This window comes from Rhodococcus sp. BP-349 (assembly GCF_019835845.1).
Taxonomy (GTDB): domain Bacteria; phylum Actinomycetota; class Actinomycetes; order Mycobacteriales; family Mycobacteriaceae; genus Rhodococcoides.
The window spans coordinates 718,904-743,878 of record NZ_JABUDR010000002.1; the positions used below are offsets into that span (position 1 = coordinate 718,904).

Sequence of the window (24,975 nt, forward strand, 5' to 3'; positions counted from 1 at the left end):
TGTTCACGACCGGCCGGGTTTTCTGCTCCCCTCGCGCCCCCTGCGAGCGGGATCCCGCCGACTCAGTCGGCGAGAGGAGCAGAAACGCCACTCGCGCCGGCGCGCGCCACCACGCACGCGATCGTGCGCACCGTGTCGTCCACCATGAACCACACCGTCACCGCCGGTGCGCCGTCCACGTCGTGCCGACGCCAGCGCAGCGTGACGTGGTCGGGAGCCATGATCGGCGAGAGGTATTCGATGACCGCGCGGTGCGGTCCGCCGGTGATCTCGCCGGACTCCGCGCGGGCGAGCACCTCCTCGACCGCCTGCCAGTAGGCGGCGTTGTTCACGTGGTTGAACGCGTCGACGTCGGTGATGCGCAGCGGGAACGCGAGATCGGTCAGGGAGGACTCCGGGGCCGGATCGCGGAGCCACTGCTTCCACTTGAGTCTGGTCTCGCCCGCGGTGCGGGTGAGCAGCGCGAGCCCCTCGTCGGAGATGCGCGTCGGCATGCCCGTGGTCGACGAGATGCTGATCCAGAATCCCTCGGTGCGGATGTGGGCGCCCTTGTCGCCGGTGATGTCGACGCGCATGTTCGACCATCGCGTCGACAGGCCGGAACACCAGCGTCGCAACGTGATCCGCTCGGGCCACACCGACGGCCGGTCGATGTCCATGACGGTGCGGCGGACGATCCAGAACGGATCCGTCTCCCCGAGTCCGGACGCGTCGAGATTGTCCGACCCGATGTCCTGCAGGTACCGGGCCACGGAGTCGTAGCGCAGCCGGTTCGCGGTGTCGACGTCGCCGGCGCGGATGGGCCAACCGGTCTGGAACCCCTCGCCGGCCGGCGGCTGCGGTGCGAGTTCGTGACTGGTGACGGGGGAGAGGTCCATGGTGCTCATTTCCGACGTGATGGTCAGGTGGTGCGGGCGCAGATCTCGTCGACGGCGTAGCGGTACCCGCGGACGCCGCACCCGGCGATCACCGACACGGCGATCCCCGAGACGAAGCTGTGGTGTCGGAACTCCTCGCGGGCGTGCACGTTCGAGATGTGGATCTCGACGACGGGGATCTCGGGCACGACCAGAGCATCGCGCAGAACGACCGACGTGTGGGTCAGACCGCCCGGGTTGATGACGATTCCCGACGCCGTCCCGCGCGCCTCGTGAATCCAGTCGATCAACGCGCCCTCGTGGTTGGACTGCTCGGCGCGGATCGTGCGCCCGTGGCGTTCCGCGGTCTCGCGGCACAGCGCGACCACGTCCTCGAGCGTCTCGGTGCCGTACACCTCGGGTTGGCGGGTTCCGAGCATGTTCAGGTTCGGACCGTTGAGCACCAGGATGGGCAGCGGGGAGGCCGGAGGCCGGCCGTCGTCAGGCAGCGTGTCGTGGTGGGCGTGACCGTGGGTCATGGGTGCGGACTCTACCCGGGAGACTGAGCAGCATGCGCGCGTGGATCGTCTGGGGAACAGGTGTCCTCGCCTACATCGTCGGGGTCCTGCATCGCACGTCGTTCGGTGTGTCGGGGCTCGACGCGGCGGATCGGTACGCCGCGAGTCCGTCGGTGCTGTCGTCGTTCGTCGTCCTGCAGGTCGTCGTCTACGCGGCGATGCAGATTCCTGCGGGAGTGCTGCTCGACAGGGTGGGTCCGCGCGCCATGATCGTGACGGGAGCGCTGGTCATGGCGTCGGGTCAGATGATCCTGGCGTTCACCGACGCGCTGCCGCTGGCGGTGGCGGCCCGCGCCGTCGTGGGTGTCGGTGATGCGCTGACGTTCATCTCGGTCCTGCGGCTGGTGCCGAAGTGGTTCGCGCCCCGCCGGGTTCCGCTGGTCTCGCAGCTGACGGGCATCTTCGGGCAGGTCGGGCAGGTGCTGTCCGCGGTGCCGTTCCTGACGCTGCTGCACGGCGGGGGGTGGTCCGTCGCCTACGGCGCGGCCGCAGCCAGTGGGGTGATGGTCGCGCTGGCGGCATTCCTCGCCGTCTCCAACTCGCCCGATCCCGGACCCGGCAGCGCGCCGCGAGTGACGTTCCGCGAGACGGTGCGCAACATCTCCGTCGTCTGGTCACGGCCCGGTACCCGGCTCGGCTTCTTCTCCCACATGGGGACGCAGTTCTCCATCACCGTGTTCGCGCTGATGTGGGGAGTGCCCTACCTCAGTTCGGCGCAGGGGGTGTCGTCCGCAGTGGTGGGCGCGCTGCTCACCACGTCGGTGGTGTCGGCCATCGTGTCGGGCATCGTCGTCGGCATCCTGACGGGGCGCTATCCCATGCGTCGGTCGTGGATGGTGCTGGCGATCATGGCCAGCAACGCCCTCATGTGGGCGGTGGTGCTCGCTCTTCCCGGGCCTGCGCCGACGTGGTTGCTCTTCGTCCTGGTGATCGTCATCTCGGTCGGTGGCCCGGGGTCGGCCATCGGCTTCGACTACGCGCGCACGTTCAACCCGTCGGTCGCGCTCGGCACCGCCCAGGGCATGGTGAACATCGGCGGATTCCTCGCGTCGCTGCTGGTGATGCAGGCCATGGGCGCCATTCTGAACGCGATGGGCGGCTACACCTTCGAGGCGTTCCGCGTCGCGTGGCTCACGCAGTACGCGGTCTGGGCCGTGGCGGCGACGGGTGTGCTGGTGGCTCGCCGCAAGACGCGTCGCGACGCGGGTATCTCCCCCCGGACGTGGCGTCAGGTCAGGGAGCGGATGCGGTCGCAGCGACCGGCGCAGGAGCCGTCGGAACGGTGAAGGCCGACCGCCCGGCGAGAACGCCGAGCAGGGCCAGCAGCATGGTGACGGCCGCGAACACCAGCACCGCCGTCACCGACAGCGCGTCGACGATGCCGCCGCCCACCAGGGCACCCGTCGCGATGGCCACCTGGAAGGTCACGACGTAGATCGCCGACGCGCGGTCCGCCGCGGCCCCGGCCGGTGCCGAGTGCAGGACGGCGGACTGGATGCACACCGGGATGGTGGTGAAGGCCATGCCCCACAGAGCGATGGCGACGATCGCCAGTACGCCCGATCCGGTGGACAGCGCCAGGACCAGCGCCGCGAGCGCGGTGGTGATGGCGGTGAGGACGACGATGGTGGAACGCCACGGTCCGCGGTCGTACGTGCGGCCGATGAGCCAGATGCCGGCGACGCCGGCGAGTCCGTAGACGAACAGCATGGTCGAGAGCACGCTTCCGGACGTCCCGATGCCCTCGCCGACCACGAGCGCGAAGTACGTGTAGCCGGCGAAGTGGCCCAGCGCGGCGAGGAAGGTGATGCCGCACAGCAGGACGAGCACCCGGCTGATTCCGGGTCGCGACGTGGCCGCGGTGGCCACCGGAGCCTCGACCGGGAGAGCGGGCAGCAACCGGGTCAGGGCGACGGTGATGGCCAGCGCGACGACGCCGAGCGTCGCGGCGGCGACGCGCCAGTGCGTCCACTGTCCGAGGGCGGCGGTCAGCGGATTGCCCGCGACGAGTGCCAACGACGTCCCGGCGTAGACGAGCGCTATCGCCTTCGCGCGCTTGCCCGGTGCGGCGAGTGACGCCGCGACCGGAGCCACCACGGCCCAGAACACACCGTGGGTGGCCGCGCAGATCAGTCGTGCCCCGACCAGCATCGGATAGCCGACGGACACCGCCGACACGAGTTGCGACACCGCCAGTGCGCCGGCGGTGATGACGACGACCTTGCGGCGGTCCCACGACTTCACCGCTGCCATCAGCGGCAACGTGATCACGGCGACCGCGTACGCGTAGAAGGTCAGCAGCAGCCCGATGGCCGATTCGCCGACACCGAGGTCGGCGGACATCTCGGGGAGCAGTCCCACCGGCAGCGTCTCCGCCGTGACGTAGATGAACGCGGTCGCGCCGAGGACGAGCAGAGCGGGCGTGTTCGCGCGCGGAGGTGCCGTGGACATGGTGTGTAACGATACACACGGTCTCGGGTGGGCGATAGAGTGGCGATCGATGACCTCGCACACACGCGTCACCATGGCCGACGTCGCGGCGGCGGCCGGCGTCTCGGTCATGAGCGTGTCCTACGCGTACGGGCGGCCGGAGCGGGTCTCGGACGAGACGCGGGCCAAGGTGTTCGACGCCGCCGAGCGACTCGGCTACACCGGCCCGCACCGGGGCGCGCAATCGCTCCGCAGCGGCCGCAGCAACAACCTCGCCGTGCTTCTGACGGAGAAGCTGACGTACGCGTTCGACGATCCGCAGGCCCGCCGGTTCCTGTCCGGAGTGGCCGACGCGTGCCTCGACACCGACACCGGCCTGGTGATCCTGCCGAACACGCGCGTCGCCCGCGACGTCGACCGGGTGCGCGACGCCGCCGTCGACGGGTACGTCTTCTGGACCACGGTCACGGGGGACCCACTGCTCGACGCGGCCGTCGCCACCGGTCGGCCCGTGTGCGTGCAGGGCGGTCCGGAGCACGACGGCACGACGTTGATCAGCATCGACGACGCTGCCGCGGCCGAGGCGGTCGCCCTGATCGCCCTCGCGGGTGCCGCGCGACCGCTGGTGCTCGCTTTCCCTGCCGACGAGCATCGGGAGCGACGCCTCGTGCACGGACCGGATCCGGAGACGATCGACTTCCCGGTGACGAGGAACCGTCTGCGGGGCTATCGTGCGGCTGCCGAGGCGCTGGGGCTCGACTGGTCCGCGGTGCCCGTGGCGTTCGGCACCGGCAGCTTCCGCTCGGAGGGGACGCGTGCGATGCAGGATCACCTGGACGCGCTGCGGCCGGACACGGTGCTGGCGATGAGTGACGAGGTGGCGCTCGGGGCGTTGGCGGTGGTGCGTGACCGCGGCCTGCAGGTGCCGGGCGACCTGGCGATGGTCGGGTGGGACGACACCGAGGAAGCGGCGGGCGCAGGGCTGACGACGGTGGCCCAGTCGCTGTACGAGCAGGGGCGCAGCGCTGCGCGGGCCGTGCTCGCGGGTGAGCCGGTCGCGACACCGGAGTGGCACGTCGTGCGGCGGACCTCGACGAGGTGAGGCGTGCGAGGCTGCACACGAACCACCGCCCCGGGGCCGGATGCGCTGATTCGTCACGGCCTGTGTGCAACCGGGGTACGGCGCATCTGACCGTGCAGTAGGTTCGGCCTCATGAGTGGCGCCGATCACACAGACGTTTCCCCTGCCGACCATCGCGATCCCGAGCTGCAGGACCAGGCCGAGCGGGTCGCCGCCGCTGCCCGGCTGAAGATGAAGGACAAGCGCGAGAACGCGTCCGGTGGACTCAGTGGCCTGGTCGCCTCGCGCGCCGGCGACTGGGACCTCACGGACCAGGACGTCGACAGCATGCGGCGCCAGGAGAAGTTCTGGAACCCGCTCGTCGACAAGTACTTCCGCATGGAGATCGACGGGTGGGAGACCATCCCGCCGCCACCGGTGCTGCTGGTCGGCGTGCATTCGGGTGCACCGTTCGTGTGGGACGCCTGGACGGTGGGGGCGCAGTGGTGGCGACGGTTCGGCCCGTCACGCACGTTGCACGGCACCGCGCACGATGCGCTGATGGCCTTCCCTCTCATCGGCACGGTGTTCCGGTCGATGGGTGTCCTGCCCGCTGCTCCCGACTCGATGTCGACGGCACTGGCCGAGGGGCGCGACGTCATCGTGTGGCCCGGAGGTGAGGTCGACTCGCTGCGACCGTGGAGCGAACGTGACGTCGCCACCCTCGGCGGGCGCACCGGCTTCATCAAGCTCGCCATCCGCTGCGGGGTGCCGATCGTGCCGATCGCCACCGTCGGCGGCGCCGACGCCATGCCCGTGCTGGTCCGCGGTGACAAGCTCTCGAAGATGCTGGGGCTGGACAAGATCGCGCGACTCAAGGTGTTCCCCATTGCCGTGTCGCTGCCCTGGATCATCGCGCCGGCCGCACTTCCGCAGATCCCGCTGCCCGCCAAGATCCGGACCCGCTTCATGCCGCCCGTCGAGGTGGATCACGATCTCGCCCGCGTGGACGACGAGGAGTACGTGGAGGCCAAGTACGAGGAGGTGCGGCGCTCCATCCAGTCCGGCATGGACGCGCTCGCCACCAAGAGGAAGTTCCCGCTCTTCCGCTGATGCCTAAGCTGACGGGGTGAGTCACAGCATCGCGGAGGCGTCCGAGCAGACCGGGCTGACCATCGACACGCTGCGGTACTACGAGCGCGACGGGTTGCTCCTGCGCGCGGTGCCGCGGTCGTCCACCGGACAGCGCCGCTACAGCGACGACGACATCACGTGGATCGTCCTCATCACCCGACTGCGTGCGACCGGGATGTCGATCGCGGAGGTGCGGCACTACGCCGACCTGGTGCGTCAGGGCGAGGGGACGGAGCAGCAGCGGCTCGACGCCCTCCGCGCGCATCGGGAACGGGTGCTGGCGCAGCTCGCCGAGGTGACCGGTCATCTGCGCGCGATCGACCACAAGATCGAGCTCTACGTCGGCAGGCTTGACCTGGAGCGCACTCCAGCACGTTGAGTGGGGGCATGACGCTCACCTCACGCACCCTCGGTACGAAGTCCCCTCTCACCGTCTCCGCCCTCGGCCTCGGCTGCATGGGCATGTCCGAGTTCTACGGCGACACCGACCGCGCCTCCGGCATCGCCACCATCCACCGCGCTCTCGAACTCGGTGTGACCTTCCTCGACACGGCCGACATGTACGGCCCGTTCGTCAACGAGGAGCTGGTCGGCGAGGCCATCGCCGGCCGTCGGGACCAGGTGGTGCTGGCCACCAAGTTCGGCAACGAGCGGCTCGCCGACGGCACCCGTCTCGGCATCAACGGCACCCCCGACTACGTCCGCGCGGCCTGCGACGCGTCGTTGTCGCGGCTCGGTGTCGACCACATCGACCTGTACTACCAGCACCGCGTCGACAAGTCGGTCCCCATCGAGGACACGGTCGGTGCGATGGCGGAACTGGTGCAGGCGGGCAAGGTACGCCATCTCGGGATGTCCGAGGCGTCGGCCGCGACCATCCGTCGGGCGCACGCAGTGCACCCGATCACGGCCGTGCAGACCGAGTACTCCCTGTTCACGCGGGATCTCGAGGAGACTGTCCTCCCGACGCTCCGTGAGCTCGGCATCGGGTTGGTCCCGTACTCGCCGCTCGGTCGCGGGCTGCTGACCGGCGCCATCGCGCACGAGTCGGAGCTGGCGGAGAAGGACTCGCGCCGCACGGCGTACTTCCCGCGGTTCCAGGGCGAGGCGCTCGAGGCGAACCTGACGCTCGTGGCGCGCATCCGTGAGATCGCGGACCGGTTGGGGTGCACGCCCGGTCAGCTCGCGCTGGCATGGGTGCTGGCGCAGGGCGAGGACGTCGCGCCGATCCCCGGAACGAAGCGCGTGCGCTACCTCGAGGAGAACGTCGCAGCGGCGGACGTCGCGGTGACGCAGGAGGTCCTCGACGAACTCGAATCAGCGGTGCCCGCTTCGGCCGTGGCCGGAGCGCGCTACGGAGACATGTCCAGCATCGACGAGTGAGCCCCTCAGGACTGGTCGAGCCGCACCGCTCGCACGAACGTGTAGAGCAGTGCGGGAACGGCGATGACCAGCGACATGACCGGGGCCCACACGACCAGCGCACCGAGCGGGGGCACGTCCTCGAACAGCAGGTTGTAGCCGATGATGGACGTGACGGCGACACCGGCGATGCCGATGTGGGTGGCCAGCATCCAGCGGTCGAGGAACACGCCGGCGAAGAGTCCTAGCACCACGAAGAAGGTGGTCTTCCCGACAGCGTAGGCGGGCGGCATGTCGGCGCTGAGGTTCGCGGCGAGGATGCCCAGGTTGGACAGGACGACGAAGGCGAAGGCGGTGTGCAGCCGCGGCCACGAGGTCACCGTCCACCAGAGAGCGGCCGCGAACGCGAAGGTGGCGCAGCCGATCTGCACGCCCAACGTGAACGTGGAGGTACCGCCGAAGCCGTAGAGGATCTCGAGGGTCGCGCACACGCCCATCGACGCGGTGAAGAAGGCGATGATCCAGCGCACGACGCGCTGGTCGGTGAACGACGACATGAGCCCGACGATCCACTCGTAGCGGGCCTCGAGTTCGCCGATCGGTTCGTCGTCGTCGTACCGGGGTTCGTCGTACCCGGTGTCCTCGTGCCGCACCGGTTCCGGCACCGGGTACTCGGCTCGGGCTCCGACGCCCGGACTGAAGGCCGTGGTGAAGGCGCCCGGCGCGCTGTAGGCCTGCCCCGGTCGTCCGTCTCGTGCACTGACCATGTCGGGTCCCGTTCCCTTCGGTGCCCGCGGTCGCGGGCGGCCTAGTCCCGCCCGGCGTGTCGCGGGCGTCGTGATGGGTGTCATGCGGTAAAGCGTCGAACCGCCTGTGGGATTCACCGTAAACCAGGTTTTCGGACCCGCACTGCGGATGGATGGTGACATGGATTGTTTTGGAGTTCGTCACAACGTCCAAGAACAAGCAAGCATGCTTGCTTTTTTGGCCCGCGGGTGCGACCGTTCCAGGCATGGCTGCTCTCGAGGTGTTGCTGCAGGACCTGCGTGCGGAGGGCGACGCGCTGGACGCGCTGGTCGCCGATGCCGCCGACGCCGCGTGGCGCACGGACACCCCGGCGGCCGGCTGGACGGTGGCACATCAGATCGCTCACCTGCACTGGACCGACCACGTCGCCGCGCTGACGACGGCCGGCGCCTCCGGTGACGAGGACGCCGAAGCGGCATTCGACGCGGTGATCGCCGACGCGATGGGCAGTCCGGACTCGTTCGTGGACTCCGCTGCCGACGCACTCGCCGGAGAGCAGGTCAGCACCCTGTTGTCGCGATGGCGGCTCGGCCGAGTTCAACTGCTCGACGTCCTGACACACGTGCCCGACGGCGTGAAGATCCGCTGGTTCGGCCCGCCGATGAGCGCGATGTCGATGGCCACCGCGCGCATCATGGAGACCTGGGCACACGGTCAGGACGTCGCGGACGCCCTCGGTGTGGTTCGCGAACCCACGGCTCGGCTGCGTCACGTCGCGCACATCGGCGTACGCACCCGCGACTTCGCCTACGCGATCCGCGGCCTGACGCCGCCGTCGGCACCGTTCCGCGTCGTCCTCACCGCTCCCGACGGGAGTGAGTGGTCGTGGGGGCCGGAGGACGCGGAGCAGAGTGTCACGGGTTCCGCTCCGGACTTCTGCCTGCTCGTCACGCAGCGCGTGCACCGCGACGACACCGACCTCGTGGCCGTCGGCGACGACGCGGCGACGTGGCTGGGTCTCGCGCAGGCGTTCGCGGGGGCTCCCGGCGGTGGCCGGGACGTGCGGGTGGCGTCGTGACGGAGATGATCAGGGTCGGAAACTGCTCCGGCTTCTACGGCGACCGGGCGTCGGCCATGCGCGAGATGCTCGACGGCGGTGATCTCGACGTCCTCACGGGCGACTACCTGGCCGAGCTGACGATGCTCATTCTCGGACGCGACCGGATGAAGGATCCGACGCGCGGCTACGCCAAGACGTACTTGCGGCAGCTCGAGGAGTGCCTGGGCACTGCGCTCGACAAAGGCGTCACCCTGGTCAGCAATGCCGGTGGGTTGGCGCCCGCACGACTGGCGGACGAGATCCGGTCCCTCGCCGACCGTCTCGGTCTGACCGTCTCGGTAGCCCACGTCGAGGGGGACGATCTGCACGACCGCGCCGACGAACTGGGCCTCGGCTCCCCGCTGACCGCCAATGCCTACCTCGGCGCATTCGGTGTCGCGGCGTGCCTGGACGCCGGGGCGCAGGTCGTGGTCACCGGACGCGTCACGGATGCGTCCGTGGTCGTGGCCCCGGCGATCTCCCGGTTCGGGTGGACCCGCGATCACCTCGACGAACTCGCGGGCGCCGTCGTCGCCGGCCACATCATCGAATGCGGAACCCAGGCGACCGGCGGGAACTACTCCTTCTTCGGTGAGATCGAGGATCTGCGTCGACCGGGGTTCCCCCTCGCGGAGATCCGGTCGGACGGGTCGTCGGTGATCACCAAGCACGAGAACACCGGCGGCGCTGTGACTGTCGGAACGGTGACGGCGCAGTTGATGTACGAGATCACCGGCCCGCGCTACCTCGGCCCGGACGTGACCGCGCGGCTCGACACGGTGCGGATCTCGCAGGACGGGCCCGACCGCGTGCTGGTCACGGGGACTCGCGGCGAGGCGCCGCCGCCCACCCTCAAGGTCTCCCGGAACACGCTCGGCGGGTTCCGCAACGAGATGACCTTCGTGCTCACCGGGCTCGACATCGAGGCCAAGGCCGACCTGGTGCGCACCCAGATGACCGAGGCGCTGACGCCGCCGCCGCGCGACGTCGAGTGGACTCTGGCGCGCACCGACCACCCTGACGCCGACACCGAGGAGGCCGCCAGTGCGGTGCTCCGTGTCGTCGTCCGCGACGCTGATCCGCAGCGTGTGGGTCGCGTGTTCAGTGCTGCCGCAGTGGAACTCGCGCTGGCGAGCTACCCCGGTTTCTGTGTGACGACGCCTCCGGGTCAGGAGGCGCCCTACGGCGTCTTCGAGGCCGGGTTCGTCGATCAGGCGGTGCCGCGGCACGTGGCGGTTCTCGCGGACGGCACGCGCGTCGACGTCGCACCGCCCACCGTCACCACGGCTGTCGAGGCGGACCCGTCCGACGCGCCCGTAGGCCGCCCGCCGGCCGAACCCTCACGCAGGCTGCCGCTCGGCACGGTGGCGGCGGCGCGCAGCGGTGACAAGGGCGGCAGCGCCAACGTCGGGGTCTGGGTGCGCGGCGACGCCGCGTGGGCCTGGCTCCGGTCGACTCTCACCACCGAGCTGGTGACGACGCTGCTCCCGGAGACGGCGGGCCTGCGCGTGCACCGGTACGAGTTCCCGCACCTGCGGGCCGTGAACATCGTCGTCGACGGGATTCTCGGAGAGGGTGTCGCGTCCGGCGCCCGCTTCGATCCCCAGGCCAAGGGCCTGGGGGAGTGGCTGCGATCGCGGCACGTCCCGATACCCGAATCAGTACTCGCAGAAAGTGGACTCGCATGAGCACCTGGGGTGGCCCCGACCGAGCGCAACTCCGTAAGACGGTCCGGGGGTTCGTCGACCGCGAGGTGCTGCCGCACCTCGCCGAGTGGGAGCGTGACGGCGAGATTCCCCGCAGCCTGCACCGCGCGGCAGCCGAGATCGGTCTGCTCGGGGCGCCGTTCCCGGAGGCGGTCGGCGGGGGCGGCGGCTCGCTGGTCGACGCCACCGTCATCTGCGAGGAGATGCACGAGGCGGGTGCGTCCGGCGGCCTGTTCGCGTCCTTGTTCACCTGTGGGATCGCGTTGCCGCACATGGTCGCTGCGGGCAACCCCGACCACCTCGAGAAGTGGGTCCGGCCCACGCTCGACGGCGAGCTGATCGGGTCGCTGGCCATCACCGAGCCCGGCGGCGGATCCGACGTGGGGCACCTGCGCACTCGGGCGGTGCGCGACGGGGACCACTTCGTCGTCAACGGCGCGAAGACCTACATCACCTCGGGGTGCCGGGCCGACTTCGTGGTCACGGCCGTCCGCACCGGTGGAGACGGCGCGGCCGGCGTCTCGCTGCTCGTCGTCGAGCGCGGCACAACGGGATTCGAGGTGTCCCGCAAACTCGACAAGATGGGATGGCGGGCCTCCGACACTGCCGAACTGTCGTACACCGACGTGCGCGTGCCCGTGGAGAACCTGGTGGGCCCGGAGAACTCCGGGTTCGCCCAGATCGCGCAGGCCTTCGTCTCCGAACGCGCTGCGCTGGCCGCGCAGGCCTACTCCTCGGCGCAGCGGTGCCTCGATCTGACGGTGGCGTGGACGCGGGACCGCTCGACGTTCGGCAAGCCGCTCATCGCCCGTCAGGCGGTGCAGAACACGCTCAGCGAGATGCACCGCAAGATCGACGTGGCCCGCACGTACACGCACGCACTGATCGATCGCCACGTCGAGGACGGCGACGACTGCATCGCCGAGGTGTGCTTCGCGAAGAACACCGCGGTCGAGGCCGGCGAATGGGTCGCCTCGCAGGCGGTACAGCTGTTCGGTGGACTCGGCTACATGGCCGAGAGCGAGGTCGAGCGTCAGTACCGCGACATGCGCATCATCGGCATCGGCGGCGGCACCACCGAGATCCTCACCTCGCTGGCCGCGAAGCGACTGGGGTACACAGCATGACGACTCTGACCTCCCGACTCGACAGTTCCGGCGACGCGTACGTCTCGGCCGCCGACACCATGACCGCCAAACTCGCCGAGGTGGAGATCGAGCACGCCAAGGCACTGGGCGGCGGGGGCGAGAAGTACGTCGCACGGCACCGCAGCCGCGGCAAGATGACCCCGCGCGAGCGCATCGAGATGCTCGTCGACCCGGATTCGCCGTTCCTCGAGCTGTGCCCGCTCGCAGCCTGGGGCACGGACTTCCCGGTCGGCGCCAGCGTGGTCGTCGGCATCGGTGTCGTCAGCGGCGTCGAGTGCCTGATCGTCGCCAACGACCCCACCGTGCGGGGCGGCACCAGCAACCCGTGGACCCTGCGGAAGACGCTGCGAGCGAACGACATCGCGATGCAGAACCGGCTGCCGGTCATCTCACTGGTCGAGTCCGGCGGTGCCGACCTCCCCACGCAGAAGGAGGTGTTCATCCCGGGTGGCCGCATCTTCCGTGATCTGACGCGCCTCTCCGCGGCCGGCATCCCCACCATCGCCCTCGTGTTCGGCAACTCCACAGCCGGCGGCGCCTACATCCCCGGCATGTCCGATCACGTCGTCATGATCGAGGAGCGGTCCAAGGTGTTCCTCGCCGGACCGCCGCTGGTGAAGATGGCCACCGGCGAGGAGACCGACGACGAATCGCTCGGCGGCGCCCGCATGCACGCCCGGACCTCCGGTCTCGCCGACCATCTCGCCGTGGACGAGAAGGACGCCATCCGCATCGGCCGCGGCATCGTGAAGCGGCTCAACTGGCACAAGAAGGGTCCGGCGCCGCGCGCCGAGGTGCTCCCGCCCCGGTACGACGAGGAGGAACTGCTCGGTATCGTGCCGGCCGACCTCAAGATCCCGTTCGACCCCCGCGACGTCATCGCGCGCATCGTCGACGACAGCGACTTCGACGAGTTCAAGCCGCTCTACGGCTCGTCTCTGGTCACCGGATGGGCCGAACTGCACGGGTATCCGGTCGGCATCCTCGCCAACGCCCGCGGCGTCCTCTTCAGTGAGGAGTCGCAGAAGGCGACACAGTTCATCCAACTGGCGAACCGTTCGAACACGCCACTGCTGTTCCTGCACAACACCACCGGCTACATGGTGGGCAAGGAGTACGAGGAGGGCGGGATGATCAAGCACGGGTCGATGATGATCAACGCCGTCTCGAACTCCACCGTCCCGCACATCTCGGTGCTGCTCGGTGCGTCGTACGGCGCCGGGCACTACGGCATGTGCGGTCGCGCCTTCGACCCGCGCTTCCTCTTCGCCTGGCCCAGCGCCAAGTCCGCGGTCATGGGCGGTGCCCAACTCGCGGGCGTCATCTCCATCGTCTCCCGCGCCTCCGCCGAGGCCCGCGGACAGGCGTTCGACGAGGAGGCCGACGCGGGTCTGCGCGCGATGATCGAGCAGCAGATCGAGGCCGAGTCGGTTCCCATGTTCCTGTCCGGACGCCTGTACGACGACGGCGTGATCGACCCCCGAGACACCCGCACGGTGGTGGGGATGTGCCTGTCGGCCATCGCCTCCGCCCCGATCGAGGGCACCGCCAACTTCGGTGTCTTCCGGATGTGACCGTCATGACCATTTCGTCAGTACTCGTCGCCAACCGCGGCGAGATCGCCCGCCGCGTGTTCACGACCTGCCGCGCCGAGGGCATCGACACGGTCGCCGTGTTCTCCGATCCGGACTCCGCGTCACCGCATGTCGCCGACGCCGACGTCGCCGTCCGGTTGCCCGGTTCCGCGTCGTCGGAGACGTACCTCCGCGGAGACCTGATCATCGAGGCGGCGCAGCGTGCGGGCGCCGACGCGATCCACCCCGGTTACGGTTTCCTGTCCGAGAACGCGGAGTTCGCGCGGGCCGTGCAGGACGCGGGCCTCACGTGGATCGGCCCGCCGGTGAAGGCCATCGAGTCGATGGGGTCGAAGGTCGAGTCCAAGGCCATGATGCAGAGCGCCGGTGTGCCGGTGCTCGATCGGCTCGACCCCGCGTCCGTCACGCAGGACGATCTGCCGGTGCTCGTGAAGGCGTCCGCCGGTGGTGGTGGTCGCGGTATGCGCGTGGTGCGTGAACTCGACGCCCTGCAGGACGAGATCGACGCGGCGTCGCGGGAGGCGCTGTCCGCCTTCGGTGACGCGACGGTCTTCTGCGAGCGCTATCTCGAGACGGGCCGCCACATCGAGGTCCAGGTCATGGCGGACCGCCACGGCACGGTGTGGGCGGTGGGCGAGCGGGAGTGCTCCATCCAACGACGCCACCAGAAGGTGGTCGAGGAGGCGCCGTCTCCGCTCGTCGAGCGCGTTCCGGGTATGCGGGAGAAGCTCTTCGAGGCGGCGCGCATCGCCACCGAGGCGCTCGACTACGAGGGCGCCGGCACTGTCGAATTCCTCAGCGACGAGCGCGGCAACTTCTACTTCCTCGAGATGAACACGCGCCTGCAGGTCGAGCACCCGGTGACCGAGTGCACCACCGGTCTCGATCTGGTGGCACTGCAGATCCACGTCGCCGCGGGCGGAGCTCTCCCGGCCGAGCAGCCCACCACGCGCGGACACTCGATCGAAGTGCGTCTGTACGCGGAGGATCCGGCGCGCGACTGGCAGCCGCAGAGCGGCGTCGTGCACCACGTCGAGTTCGACGGAGCGCGGGAGTTCGAGGTGCTCACGCGGACAGGCCTGCGGGTGGACTCGGGCATCGTCGACGGCAGCGTGGTGGGGACCCACTACGACCCGATGCTCGCCAAGGTGATCTCGTACGCGCCCACCCGAGAGCAGGCGACCGGAATTCTGGCGAAAGCGTTGCTGCGCGCACGCATCCACGGGGTGCGCACCAACCGCGACCTGCTCGTCACGGTGCTGAGACACCCCGCGTTCCTCGCGGGCGACACCGACACCGCGTTCTTCGCGACGCACGATCTCGCGGTCCTCGCGCGGCCGCTCGTCGACGACCGGGGTGTGCGGCTGTCCGCGCTCGCCGCAGCGCTCGCGGACGCCACCCGATCGAGGGAGTCGGCGACGGTGGGCCGATCTCTCCCCAGCGGCTGGCGCAACCTCGCCTCCGTGCCGCAGCGCAAGACGTACACGGTGAACGGCACCGAGATCGTCGCCGAGTACCGACTGTCGCGCGGAACCCTCGTCACCGACGTCGACGACTGCGCGCTGGTCCGGGCCGAGTCCGACCGGGTCGTGCTGCTCGCCGACGGCGTGCGACGCGAGTTCCACGTCGCGGTCCACGGTGACGCCGTGTTCGTCGACTCGTCGCTCGGACCGGTACGGCTCGAACGAATTCCGGTGTTCGTCGATCCGAGCGAGATCGTCGCCGCCGGATCGCTGCTGGCACCGATGCCCGGCAGCGTCGTGCGGATCGGTGCTGCCGTCGGCGACACCGTCACCGCCGGCCAACCGATCCTGTGGCTCGAGGCCATGAAGATGGAACACACGATCACCGCACCCGCGGCGGGCGTGCTGACCGAGCTCACGGTCACCGTGGGACACCAGGTGGATGTCGACGCCGTACTGGCAGTCGTCGCAGCAGAAGGAGATCAGGCATGAGCTTCATCGAGACGGACGAGCAGAAGAGCCTCCGCGCCGCGGTGGCCGGACTGGGCAAGCGCCACAACTACATCGACTACGTGCTTCCCAAGGCACGCAAGGGTGAGGCCCTCACCGAACTGTGGCACGAGGCCGGAAAGCTGGGCTTCCTCGGGGTGAACCTCCCCGAGGAGTACGGCGGCGGCGGTGCCGGGATCTACGAGCTCGCGTTGGTCCAGGAGGAGATGTCCTCGTTCGGCGCGGGCCTGCTGCTCGTCGTCGTCAGCCCGGCGATCTGCGGCACCATCATCGCGAAGTACGGCACCCCCGAACAGAAGCAGTCCTGGCTGCCCCGTCTCTCGGACGGCTCCGCGATCATGGCGTTCGGCATCACCGAGCCCGACGCCGGCTCCAACTCCCACCAGATCACCACCACCGCGCGACGCGACGGTGACGAGTGGGTGCTGCGCGGCAGCAAGATCTACATCTCCGGCGTCGACCAGGCCGACGCGGTGCTCATCGTCTCCCGCACGGAGGACGCGAAGACCGGAAAGTTGAAGCCGGCGTTGTTCATCGTGCCGACCGACGCGCCGGGCCTGAACAAGACGCAGATGCACATGGACATCATCGAGCCCGATCACCAGTTCACGTTGTTCCTCGACGACGTCCGTCTGCCGGCCGAGGCGCTCGTCGGTGAGCCAGACGCGGCGCTGATGCAGCTTTTCGCGGGGCTCAACCCCGAGCGCATCCTCGGTGCGGCGATGGCGGTCGGCATGGGCCGCTACGCGCTCGACGCCGCGGTGAAGTACGCGAACGAGCGCACCGTGTGGAAGAGCCCCATCGGCGCGCACCAGGGAATCGCGCATCCGTTGGCGCAGTGCAAGATCGAGCTCGAACTGGCGAAGCTGATGATGCAGAAGGCCGCGGTGCTCTACGACAGCGGTGACGATTTCGGTGCGGCGGAAGCGGCCAACATGGCGAAGTACGCGGCCGCCGAGGCCAGCATCAAGGCCATCGACCAGGCCATCCAGACGCACGGCGGCGCAGGCCTGACCGAGGAGTACGGCCTCGCGTCCATGCTCGGTGCGGCGCGCATCGCCCGCGTCGCTCCCGTCAGCCGGGAGATGATCCTGAACTTCGTGTCCCAGCACTCGCTGGGCTTGCCGAAGAGCTACTGATGGCGGGCAGGCCGGAGGCCGGTCGGGGCGCGGGCAGGCCGGAGGCCGGTCGGGGCGCGGGCAGGCCGGAGGCCGGTCGGGGCGCGGGCAGGCCGGAGGCCGGTCGGGGCGACGGACCGTCGGTGCGGGTCGATCGGTCGGAGGGCGTGGTGACTCTGACACTCGACACCCCGCACAATCGCAACGCCCTCTCCACCGCCCTGGTCGACGACCTGACGGCGGGGCTTCGCGACGCGGGCGCGGATCGGGACGTCCGCGCCGTGGTCCTCACCCACACCGGCGGAACATTCTGTGCAGGTGCCGATCTCACGGAGGCGGGCAGTTCGGTCTCCTCGCGCACCGAGCAGATGCTGACGCTGCTGCGGGCGATCCTCGAGACGCCGAAGCCGGTGATCGGCAGGATCGACGGGCATGTGCGTGCCGGCGGTATGGGCCTCGTGGGCGCGTGCGATCTGGTGGTGGCCGGGCCGAAGAGTTCGTTCGCGCTGACGGAGGCGCGGCTGGGGTTGGCCGCGTCCATCGTCTCCTTGACGGTGGTGCCGAGGATGACCTCGCGTGCGGCGAGCCGGTACTTCCTGACGACGGAGACGTTCGGCGCGCACGAGGCGGAGGCCATCGGGCTCGTCACCGAGGCTGCGGCCGACACCGGGGCCACGGTGGCCGAACTCGTCGCGGCGATCCGTCCGTCGTCACCGCAGGGTCTCGCGGCGTCGAAACGCCTCACCACCGCCGCGATGCTCGAGGAGTTCGACCGCCGGGGCGCGGACCTGGCGGCGGAGTCCGCGAGGCTGTTCGCCTCGGACGAGGCGCGGGAGGGGATGATGGCCTTTCTGCAGAAGCGCAGCCCGTCCTGGGCCGCACCGGCGGAGTCGTCCGGCGCCGCTGTGGGGAAGGAGACGTGACGGCCATGACCGTGCCCACTCGTCACCGGGTCGGTGACACCCGCAGCCCGAAGCAGGATCGCAGCCGCGCCACGCGACTGCGTCTGCTCGAGTCCACGATCGACGCGCTCGCCACCGAGGGATGGGCGGCGACGACGGTCGCCGTCGTGGCCGAGCGGGCCGGCGTCTCTCGCGGTGCCACCCAGCACCACTTCCCGACGCGGGAGGACCTCATCACCGCGGCGCTCGAGTACATGTTCGACACGCGCATGGGGGAGGCGCGAGCCGAGAGCAGTGCGCTCCCGCAGGGCGCCGGGCGGACCGAGGCCGTGGTCACCCGGCTTGTCGACTACTACACGAGCCCCATCTTCCGTGCCGCGCTGCAGGTCTGGACCGCCGCGGCCGCGGATCCCGAGATGCGTGCCCGGGTCCTGCCTCTCGAGGAGAAGTTCGGTCGCGTGGCGCACCGCACGGCGGTCGATCACCTCGGCGCCGACGACAGTGATCCGCGCACCCACCGACTCGTGCAGGCCACCCTCGACCTGGCCCGCGGGCTCGGTCTCGCCGACGTGCTCAGCGACGACTCGCGCCGCCGCGCCGAGATCGTGAAGGTGTGGGCCTCGGTGCTCGACGCGTCCCTGGCCCTCGATACCGCCACCACCAGCACCAGCACGCCCGCGAGTACGTCCGAACTGTCGTGATCGGGGCTCGCATCACGGCACTTTCGGCGTACTCGCGACAGTCCGCACTCCGATAGGCTGCCGCCATGAACTCCGTGCGGTGGGCCGGCGTGGCAGCAGTGGTGCTGCTCGGGCTCACCGGCTGCGGATCCGACTCCGATGCCGTCACCGACGACGCGCCGTCCACGTCCGCGTCGCAGGGACCCGGCCCGTTCTTCGGAGTCTGCGGCGGTCTGTCCGACGAGGAGGTCCGCACCGCGTTCGCCGTACCGTCGTTCGCCGTCGTGACCCGCAACTCGGTGGGCTGCGAGTGGGAGGTGTCGGGTCCGACCGGCCCGTCGGTCAGCTTCTCCTGGTACCGCGGGAGCCCGATCGGGCGTGAGCGCATGGGGTCGGAACTGATCGGCCGACCGGCGGCGGACATCGAGATCGCGGGTCAGCCGGGGTTCGAGGCGCGGTCCGAGAACGCGACGGGCGTGACGTACCTCTGCGAGAACGGTCTGCAGTACGGCGACGACTTCGTCCACTTCTCCGTCATGTATGCCGACAGCGCTCCCACCGCGGATCCGTGCGCCGTCGCCGAGAGTCTGATGACGCTCGTCGCGGAGCGCGCGCAGTGAGGGCCGGACGCCTCCTGGCGGCGCTGTCGGTCACCGCGGTGCTCGCCGGATGCGGGTCGACCATCGAGGGCACGCCCGTGGCGGCGGGCGTGAGTGGCGCGGACGGCGAGTTCCGCTCGCTTCTCGAGGAGTGCGACACCGTGACGCCGCAGCAGATCGCCGACGTCGTGGGCGGCGACGCCATCGACCAGGGCTTCATCGGGGCCATCTGCCGGTGGGACCTGACCGGCCCGGGTGGCGCGGTGAAGGTGACCTTCGACTGGTTCGAGACCGGCTCCCTGGCCGCGGAGAAGGACGCCAACGAGCGGATGGGATGGACGGTGACCGACGTCGAGGTGTCCTCGCGGAAGGCCCTCGAGATCCGTCAACCGGACGATCCGGCGTCGTGCGGCGTGGCAGCGCAGTCGCCCAACCGCGGGCAGGCCGGAGGCCGGTCGTCAGATGGCGGGGTCATCGGCTGGTGGGTGCAGTATCGACCGGGGAACCCGACCGACCCCTGCGAGTCGGCCACGCGGTTGATGCAGCTGTCGCTCAATCTGTCGGCGTGACGACGGAAGGGTGAACTCCTGTACCCGATGCAGGGGCGTTTTGACCATCAGGCGCGCCGCCGGGTACCGTTACAGGTCGTGCCCGGCCTAGCCGGTACGTCTGTGTGCCTATGCGAGGTACAGCCGTGTTCGAGTTCACCATCGAGCAAGAACCGCGGCTGCCGTGTGGGGGTATGCGACACACCCGACCGCGGGGTGGCGGAGTCCCTGAACTTCGACAGCCCGCGGAAGCACTACTGGGTGAGGGGCAGCGTTCTCTTGCCCCAACTGCTGGATCCCTGTTTCTCGACACGAAGAAAGCCGGTTCATGCCAACAATCAACCAGCTGGTCCGCAAGGGTCGCACCGACAAGGTCGCGAAGCTGAAGACCGCTGCCCTGAAGGGCAGCCCGCAGCGCCGTGGTGTGTGCACTCGCGTGTACACCACCACCCCGAAGAAGCCGAACTCCGCGCTTCGTAAGGTCGCTCGCGTCCGCCTGACCACGTCCGTCGAGGTCACCGCCTACATCCCCGGTGAGGGCCACAACCTGCAGGAGCACTCCATGGTGCTCGTGCGCGGTGGTCGTGTGAAGGACCTTCCGGGTGTCCGTTACAAGATCATCCGTGGCTCGCTCGACACGCAGGGCGTGAAGAACCGCAAGCAGGCTCGCAGCAAGTACGGCGCCAAGAAGGAGAAGAGCTGACATGCCACGTAAAGGCCCAGCACCCAAGCGCCCGCTGATCAACGATCCCGTCTACGGTTCGCCGCTGGTCACCCAGCTGGTCAACAAGATCCTGCTGGACGGCAAGAAGTCGACTGCGGAGCGCATCGTGTACCAGGCTCTGGAGCAGGCACGCGAGAAGACGGGCACCGATCCCGTCGTGACGCTCAAGCGCGCACTGGACAACGTCAAGCCGGCCCTCGAGGTCCGCAGCCGTCGTGTCGGTGGCGCCACCTACCAGGTTCCGGTCGAGGTTCGTCCGGGCCGCTCCACCACGCTGGCTCTGCGCTGGCTCGTCTCGTTCTCCCGCGCTCGTCGCGAGAAGACGATGGTCGAGCGTCTGGCCAACGAGCTCCTCGATGCCAGCAACGGTCTCGGCGCAGCAGTCAAGCGTCGCGAGGACACGCACAAGATGGCGGAAGCCAACAAGGCATTCGCGCACTACCGCTGGTGATCGCGTCTCGGGGGCGTCGGGAAACATCCGGCGCCACCCGAGCGTTGAACCTTCGACTCACTTCTTCCAACACCAAGGCGGGATGAATTCGTGGCACAGGACGTGCTGACCGACCTGAACAAGGTCCGCAACATCGGCATCATGGCCCATATCGATGCCGGTAAGACCACCACTACCGAGCGCATCCTCTTCTACACCGGTATCTCGTACAAGATCGGTGAGGTCCATGACGGCGCAGCCACCATGGACTGGATGGAGCAGGAGCAGGAGCGTGGCATCACCATCACGTCTGCTGCCACGACGTGCTTCTGGAACGACAACCAGATCAACATCATCGACACCCCCGGGCACGTCGACTTCACGGTCGAGGTGGAGCGCTCGCTCCGCGTCCTCGACGGTGCCGTCGCCGTGTTCGACGGCAAGGAGGGCGTCGAGCCCCAGTCCGAGCAGGTGTGGCGTCAGGCCGACAAGTACGACGTGCCGCGCATCTGTTTCGTCAACAAGATGGACAAGCTCGGTGCGGACTTCTACTTCACCGTGCAGACCATCAAGGATCGCCTCGGTGCCAAGCCGTTGGTCATCCAGTTGCCGATCGGCGCCGAGGACAGCTTCGAGGGCATCGTCGACCTGATCGAGATGAACGCGAAGGTCTGGCGCGGAGAGACGAAGCTCGGCGAGACCTACGAGACCGTCGAGATTCCCGAGGAGCTGAAGGAGCGGGCCGAGCAGTACCGCACCGAGCTGCTCGAGACCGTCGCCGAGTCCGACGAGGCACTGCTGGAGAAGCACTTCAGCGGTGACGAGCTGACCATCGACGAGGTCAAGACCGCGATTCGCAAGATGACGGTCAACTCCGAGCTGTACCCGATCCTGTGCGGTTCCGCGTTCAAGAACAAGGGCGTCCAGCCCATGCTCGACGCGGTCATCGACTACCTCCCGTCCCCGCTCGACGTCGCCGAGACCATCGGTCACGCCGTGGGCGACGAGGAGAAGGAACTCACCCGCAAGCCGTCCGCCGACGAGCCGTTCGCGGCGCTCGCGTTCAAGATCGCGACGCACCCGTTCTTCGGCAAGCTGACGTACGTGCGCGTGTACTCGGGCAAGGTCGACTCCGGCTCGCAGGTCATCAACTCGACCAAGGGCAAGAAGGAGCGTCTGGGCAAGCTCTTCCAGATGCACTCCAACAAGGAGAACCCGGTCGCGACCGCCAGCGCCGGCCACATCTACGCCGTGATCGGTCTGAAGGACACGACGACGGGTGACACGCTCTGCGATCCGCAGAACCAGATCATCCTCGAGTCGATGACGTTCCCGGACCCGGTCATCCAGGTGTCGATCGAGCCGAAGACGAAGTCCGACCAGGAGAAGCTCGGCACGGCGATCCAGAAGCTGGCCGAAGAGGATCCGACCTTCTCGGTCAAGCTCGACGAGGAGACCGGCCAGACCGTCATCGGCGGCATGGGCGAGCTCCACCTCGACATCCTCGTCGACCGCATGCGTCGCGAGTTCAAGGTCGAGGCCAACGTCGGCAAGCCGCAGGTGGCTTACCGCGAGACCATCACCAAGACGGTCGAGAAGCAGGAGTTCACCCACAAGAAGCAGACGGGTGGCTCCGGCCAGTTCGCGAAGGTCATCATCGCCCTCGAGCCTTTCATCGGCGAGGACGGCGCGACCTACGAGTTCGAGAACAAGGTCTCCGGCGGTCGTATCCCGCGCGAGTACATCCCGTCCGTGGATGCCGGCGCGCAGGATGCCATGCAGTACGGCGTTCTCGCCGGCTACCCGCTGGTGAACGTCAAGCTCTCGCTGCTCGACGGCGCGTACCACGACGTCGACTCGTCCGAGATGGCGTTCAAGATCGCGGGCTCGCAGGCCTTCAAGGAAGCTGCCCGCAAGGCCGGTCCGGTCATCCTCGAGCCCCTCATGGCAGTCGAGGTGATCACGCCCGAGGAGTACATGGGCGACGTGATCGGCGATGTGAACTCCCGCCGTGGCCAGATCCAGGCCATGGAGGAACGCAGTGGTGCCCGTGTCGTCAAGGCGCTGGTTCCGCTGTCGGAGATGTTCGGTTACATCGGTGACCTGCGGTCTCGCACCCAGGGCCGAGCGAACTACTCCATGGTCTTCGACTCCTACGCAGAGGTTCCCTCGAACGTCTCGAAGGAGATCATCGCGAAGGCCACCGGAGAATAGTCTCCGAAGCTGGACCCGGTACCACCGTCACACCGCACCACCCGTAAGTACATCCGTAATGCTGCATAACGCAGGCAATAACAGTCCAGGAGGACACAGTGGCCAAGGCGAAGTTCGATCGGACCAAGCCGCACGTCAACATCGGCACCATCGGTCACGTTGACCACGGTAAGACGACGCTGACGGCTGCAATCACCAAGGTTCTGCACGACAAGTTCCCGGACCTGAACGAGGCGTCGGCCTTCGACCAGATCGACAAGGCTCCGGAGGAGAAGGCTCGTGGTATCACGATCAACATCTCCCACGTCGAGTACCAGACCGAGAAGCGTCACTACGCACACGTCGACGCTCCCGGCCACGCCGACTACATCAAGAACATGATCACCGGCGCGGCACAGATGGACGGCGCGATCCTCGTCGTCGCAGCGACCGACGGCCCCATGCCCCAGACGCGCGAGCATGTCCTGCTCGCTCGCCAGGTCGGCGTGCCGTACATCCTCGTCGCGCTGAACAAGGCCGACATGGTGGACGACGACGAGATCATCGAGCTCGTCGAGATGGAGGTGCGCGAGCTCCTCGCCGCACAGGAGTTCGACGAGGACGCTCCCGTCGTCAAGGTCTCCGCTCTCAAGGCCCTCGAGGGCGACGAGAAGTGGGCCGAGTCGGTTCTCGAGCTCATGCAGGCAGTGGACGACTCGGTTCCGGACCCCGTCCGTGAGACCGAGAAGCCCTTCCTCATGCCCGTCGAGGACGTCTTCACCATCACCGGTCGCGGCACCGTCGTCACCGGCCGTATCGAGCGTGGCTCGGTCAACGTCAACGAGGATGTCGAGATCGTCGGCATCAAGGAGAAGTCGACCAAGACCACGGTCACCGGCATCGAGATGTTCCGCAAGCTGCTCGACTCGGGCCAGGCGGGCGACAACGTCGGCCTCCTCGTCCGCGGCATCAAGCGCGAAGATGTCGAGCGTGGACAGGTCGTCGTCAAGCCCGGCACCACCACTCCCCACACGGAGTTCGAGGGCCAGGCATACATCCTGTCGAAGGACGAGGGCGGTCGCCACACCCCGTTCTTCAACAACTACCGCCCGCAGTTCTACTTCCGTACCACGGACGTGACGGGCGTCGTGACCCTCCCCGAGGGCACCGAGATGGTCATGCCCGGTGACAACACCGAGATGTCCGTCGTGCTGATCCAGCCGGTCGCCATGGACGAGGGCCTGCGCTTCGCGATCCGCGAGGGTGGCCGCACCGTCGGCGCCGGTCGCGTCACGAAGATCAACAAGTAAGACCGTCTCACACCGAACGGCGCTCACCCTGCGGGGTGGGCGCCGTTCGGCGTGTGTGGGGTCAGGGCAGCACGACGACGTCCGCGGGAGAGCGCGGATCGATCTCGTAGTGGTCCTCGTACTGGCTGCTCATGCCGGTGACGCGCAGTGTCTGCCCCGCGCGGATCGCGCTCACGTCGATGCCCGTCTGCGTGTTGACGAAGACGGTGGTCTCCCCGGTCCGGTCCGCGATCGTGAACTTGTATCCGTACGGCAGATCGTCCACCACGGCGCTCGTGACGCGTCCGACGACCGTCACCAGCGACGCCTCGGTGGACTCGCCGACCACGCGGACCACCACCGGTCTGGGTGCCACCGCATCGACCGGTCCCAGCGACACGATGCTCGTCGGTCGCACCACCAGAAGTCCGGACTGGTCCGCGAGCGACCCCGTGACACGCACCGATGTACCCGGCATGACGTCGGTGGGCGCCGAGGCGCTGATGTAGATGCCGGCGGTGCGGTCCTGGATCCCGAACCCGACGTCGAGGAAGCTCGATGCGAAGGCGCCGGGCGGTGTGGTGACCGTGCCGACCACGGTGACCGTGTCGCCGGCGGAGAGAGTGCGCACCTGAGCGATGGGCGGAGCACCGCCCGGAGCGGCCGATGCAGGGGACGCTCCGAGCGTGAGTGCCACGAGGGCGGTGAGGGTCGTGCCGACAGTGCGGCGAAGGATCGTGCGCATCATGTGAGTTCCGTTTCCGCGCCAATCCCGCGTCGGCGCGCGCGCAACCCTCGTCCTC

General features: G+C 68.7%; 24 protein-coding genes. 19 read left to right on the plus strand and 5 right to left on the minus strand.

The window, feature by feature from the left end:
* Nucleotides 1-62: 62 nt before the first annotated feature.
* Nucleotides 63-878 carry an acyl-[acyl-carrier-protein] thioesterase gene (locus HQ325_RS13945; protein ID WP_222630400.1) on the minus strand — a complete coding sequence of 272 codons (816 nt, stop codon included), beginning with the start codon at nt 876-878 and terminating at the stop codon, nt 63-65.
* Nucleotides 879-901: 23 nt separating this feature from the next.
* On the minus strand, nt 902-1,396 hold the full coding sequence (aroQ, locus tag HQ325_RS13950; RefSeq protein WP_222630401.1) for a type II 3-dehydroquinate dehydratase: 495 nt from the start codon (nt 1,394-1,396) through the stop codon (nt 902-904).
* Between the two features lie 32 nt (nt 1,397-1,428).
* Between aroQ and HQ325_RS13955 the strand changes: the two genes are divergently transcribed.
* The gene (locus HQ325_RS13955; RefSeq protein ID WP_222630402.1) at nt 1,429-2,721 is read left to right on the plus strand and encodes a nitrate/nitrite transporter; all 1,293 of its coding nucleotides are present in this window, start codon (nt 1,429-1,431) and stop codon (nt 2,719-2,721) included.
* Here HQ325_RS13955 and HQ325_RS13960 read toward each other — a convergent pair.
* Entirely contained in the window at nt 2,669-3,886 is a 1,218-nt protein-coding gene (locus tag HQ325_RS13960; RefSeq protein WP_222630403.1) for an MFS transporter, read from the minus strand. The genes HQ325_RS13955 and HQ325_RS13960 overlap by 53 nt on opposite strands.
* Nucleotides 3,887-3,935: 49 nt before the next feature.
* On the opposite strand from HQ325_RS13960, the gene HQ325_RS13965 reads away from it, so the two are divergent.
* The 4 genes from HQ325_RS13965 to HQ325_RS13980 all read left to right on the plus strand — a co-directional run bounded on the left by HQ325_RS13965 (nt 3,936) and on the right by HQ325_RS13980 (nt 7,442).
* Nucleotides 3,936-4,967 carry a substrate-binding domain-containing protein gene (locus tag HQ325_RS13965; protein WP_261778174.1) on the plus strand — a complete coding sequence of 344 codons (1,032 nt, stop codon included), beginning with the start codon at nt 3,936-3,938 and terminating at the stop codon, nt 4,965-4,967.
* A 111-nt stretch (nt 4,968-5,078) separates the two neighbouring features.
* Nucleotides 5,079-6,038 carry a lysophospholipid acyltransferase family protein gene (locus tag HQ325_RS13970; protein WP_222630405.1) on the plus strand — a complete coding sequence of 320 codons (960 nt, stop codon included), beginning with the start codon at nt 5,079-5,081 and terminating at the stop codon, nt 6,036-6,038.
* Between the two features lie 16 nt (nt 6,039-6,054).
* Nucleotides 6,055-6,438, plus strand: coding sequence for a MerR family transcriptional regulator (locus HQ325_RS13975; protein WP_056441761.1), 384 nt, complete (start codon nt 6,055-6,057; stop codon nt 6,436-6,438).
* 8 nt (nt 6,439-6,446) lie between these two features.
* The gene (locus HQ325_RS13980; RefSeq protein ID WP_222630407.1) at nt 6,447-7,442 is read left to right on the plus strand and encodes an aldo/keto reductase; all 996 of its coding nucleotides are present in this window, start codon (nt 6,447-6,449) and stop codon (nt 7,440-7,442) included.
* Nucleotides 7,443-7,447: 5 nt separating this feature from the next.
* Here the strand turns inward: HQ325_RS13980 and HQ325_RS13985 are convergent, their stop codons facing one another.
* Nucleotides 7,448-8,188 (minus strand): hypothetical protein, encoded by a 741-nt coding sequence (locus HQ325_RS13985; protein WP_222630409.1) that lies wholly within the window; start codon nt 8,186-8,188, stop codon nt 7,448-7,450.
* Between the two features lie 245 nt (nt 8,189-8,433).
* Here HQ325_RS13985 and HQ325_RS13990 point away from each other — a divergent pair, with 245 nt between their 5' ends.
* From HQ325_RS13990 to tuf, 14 genes are all read left to right on the plus strand, one after another.
* Nucleotides 8,434-9,246, plus strand: coding sequence for a TIGR03084 family metal-binding protein (locus HQ325_RS13990; RefSeq protein WP_222630411.1), 813 nt, complete (start codon nt 8,434-8,436; stop codon nt 9,244-9,246).
* Nucleotides 9,247-9,251: 5 nt separating this feature from the next.
* On the plus strand, nt 9,252-10,955 hold the full coding sequence (locus tag HQ325_RS13995) for an acyclic terpene utilization AtuA family protein (protein ID WP_222631056.1): 1,704 nt from the start codon (nt 9,252-9,254) through the stop codon (nt 10,953-10,955).
* Entirely contained in the window at nt 10,952-12,100 is a 1,149-nt protein-coding gene (locus tag HQ325_RS14000; RefSeq protein WP_222630413.1) for an acyl-CoA dehydrogenase family protein, read from the plus strand. The genes HQ325_RS13995 and HQ325_RS14000 overlap by 4 nt, the downstream gene beginning before the upstream one ends.
* Nucleotides 12,097-13,695: an acyl-CoA carboxylase subunit beta gene (locus HQ325_RS14005; protein WP_222630416.1), complete on the plus strand. Its 1,599-nt coding sequence runs from the start codon at nt 12,097-12,099 to the stop codon at nt 13,693-13,695. Before HQ325_RS14000 ends, HQ325_RS14005 begins: the two co-directional genes overlap by 4 nt.
* A gap of 5 nt (nt 13,696-13,700) precedes the next feature.
* The gene (locus HQ325_RS14010) at nt 13,701-15,671 is read left to right on the plus strand and encodes a biotin carboxylase N-terminal domain-containing protein (RefSeq protein WP_222630417.1); all 1,971 of its coding nucleotides are present in this window, start codon (nt 13,701-13,703) and stop codon (nt 15,669-15,671) included.
* Complete coding sequence (locus tag HQ325_RS14015) at nt 15,668-16,828, plus strand: acyl-CoA dehydrogenase family protein (RefSeq protein ID WP_222630418.1); 1,161 nt, start codon at nt 15,668-15,670, stop codon at nt 16,826-16,828. Before HQ325_RS14010 ends, HQ325_RS14015 begins: the two co-directional genes overlap by 4 nt.
* Complete coding sequence (locus tag HQ325_RS14020) at nt 16,828-17,730, plus strand: enoyl-CoA hydratase family protein (RefSeq protein ID WP_222630419.1); 903 nt, start codon at nt 16,828-16,830, stop codon at nt 17,728-17,730. Before HQ325_RS14015 ends, HQ325_RS14020 begins: the two co-directional genes overlap by 1 nt.
* A gap of 5 nt (nt 17,731-17,735) precedes the next feature.
* The gene (locus HQ325_RS14025) at nt 17,736-18,410 is read left to right on the plus strand and encodes a TetR/AcrR family transcriptional regulator (RefSeq protein WP_222630420.1); all 675 of its coding nucleotides are present in this window, start codon (nt 17,736-17,738) and stop codon (nt 18,408-18,410) included.
* A gap of 65 nt (nt 18,411-18,475) precedes the next feature.
* Nucleotides 18,476-19,009, plus strand: coding sequence for a DUF3558 domain-containing protein (locus HQ325_RS14030; RefSeq protein WP_222630421.1), 534 nt, complete (start codon nt 18,476-18,478; stop codon nt 19,007-19,009).
* Entirely contained in the window at nt 19,006-19,557 is a 552-nt protein-coding gene (locus HQ325_RS14035) for a DUF3558 domain-containing protein (protein WP_222630422.1), read from the plus strand. The genes HQ325_RS14030 and HQ325_RS14035 overlap by 4 nt, the downstream gene beginning before the upstream one ends.
* Nucleotides 19,558-19,864: 307 nt before the next feature.
* A complete protein-coding gene (gene rpsL / locus HQ325_RS14040; RefSeq protein WP_027504614.1) occupies nt 19,865-20,239 on the plus strand; it encodes a 30S ribosomal protein S12 in 375 nt (124 codons plus the stop codon).
* Nucleotide 20,240: 1 nt separating this feature from the next.
* Nucleotides 20,241-20,711 carry a 30S ribosomal protein S7 gene (gene rpsG, locus HQ325_RS14045; protein WP_027504615.1) on the plus strand — a complete coding sequence of 157 codons (471 nt, stop codon included), beginning with the start codon at nt 20,241-20,243 and terminating at the stop codon, nt 20,709-20,711.
* A 90-nt stretch (nt 20,712-20,801) separates the two neighbouring features.
* Nucleotides 20,802-22,904 carry an elongation factor G gene (gene fusA, locus HQ325_RS14050; protein ID WP_204868967.1) on the plus strand — a complete coding sequence of 701 codons (2,103 nt, stop codon included), beginning with the start codon at nt 20,802-20,804 and terminating at the stop codon, nt 22,902-22,904.
* Nucleotides 22,905-23,002: 98 nt separating this feature from the next.
* The gene (tuf, locus tag HQ325_RS14055; protein ID WP_027504617.1) at nt 23,003-24,193 is read left to right on the plus strand and encodes an elongation factor Tu; all 1,191 of its coding nucleotides are present in this window, start codon (nt 23,003-23,005) and stop codon (nt 24,191-24,193) included.
* A gap of 61 nt (nt 24,194-24,254) precedes the next feature.
* Here tuf and HQ325_RS14060 read toward each other — a convergent pair whose 3' ends face one another.
* Nucleotides 24,255-24,920: a hypothetical protein gene (locus HQ325_RS14060; RefSeq protein ID WP_222630424.1), complete on the minus strand. Its 666-nt coding sequence runs from the start codon at nt 24,918-24,920 to the stop codon at nt 24,255-24,257.
* Between the last annotated feature and the right edge of the window lie 55 nt (nt 24,921-24,975).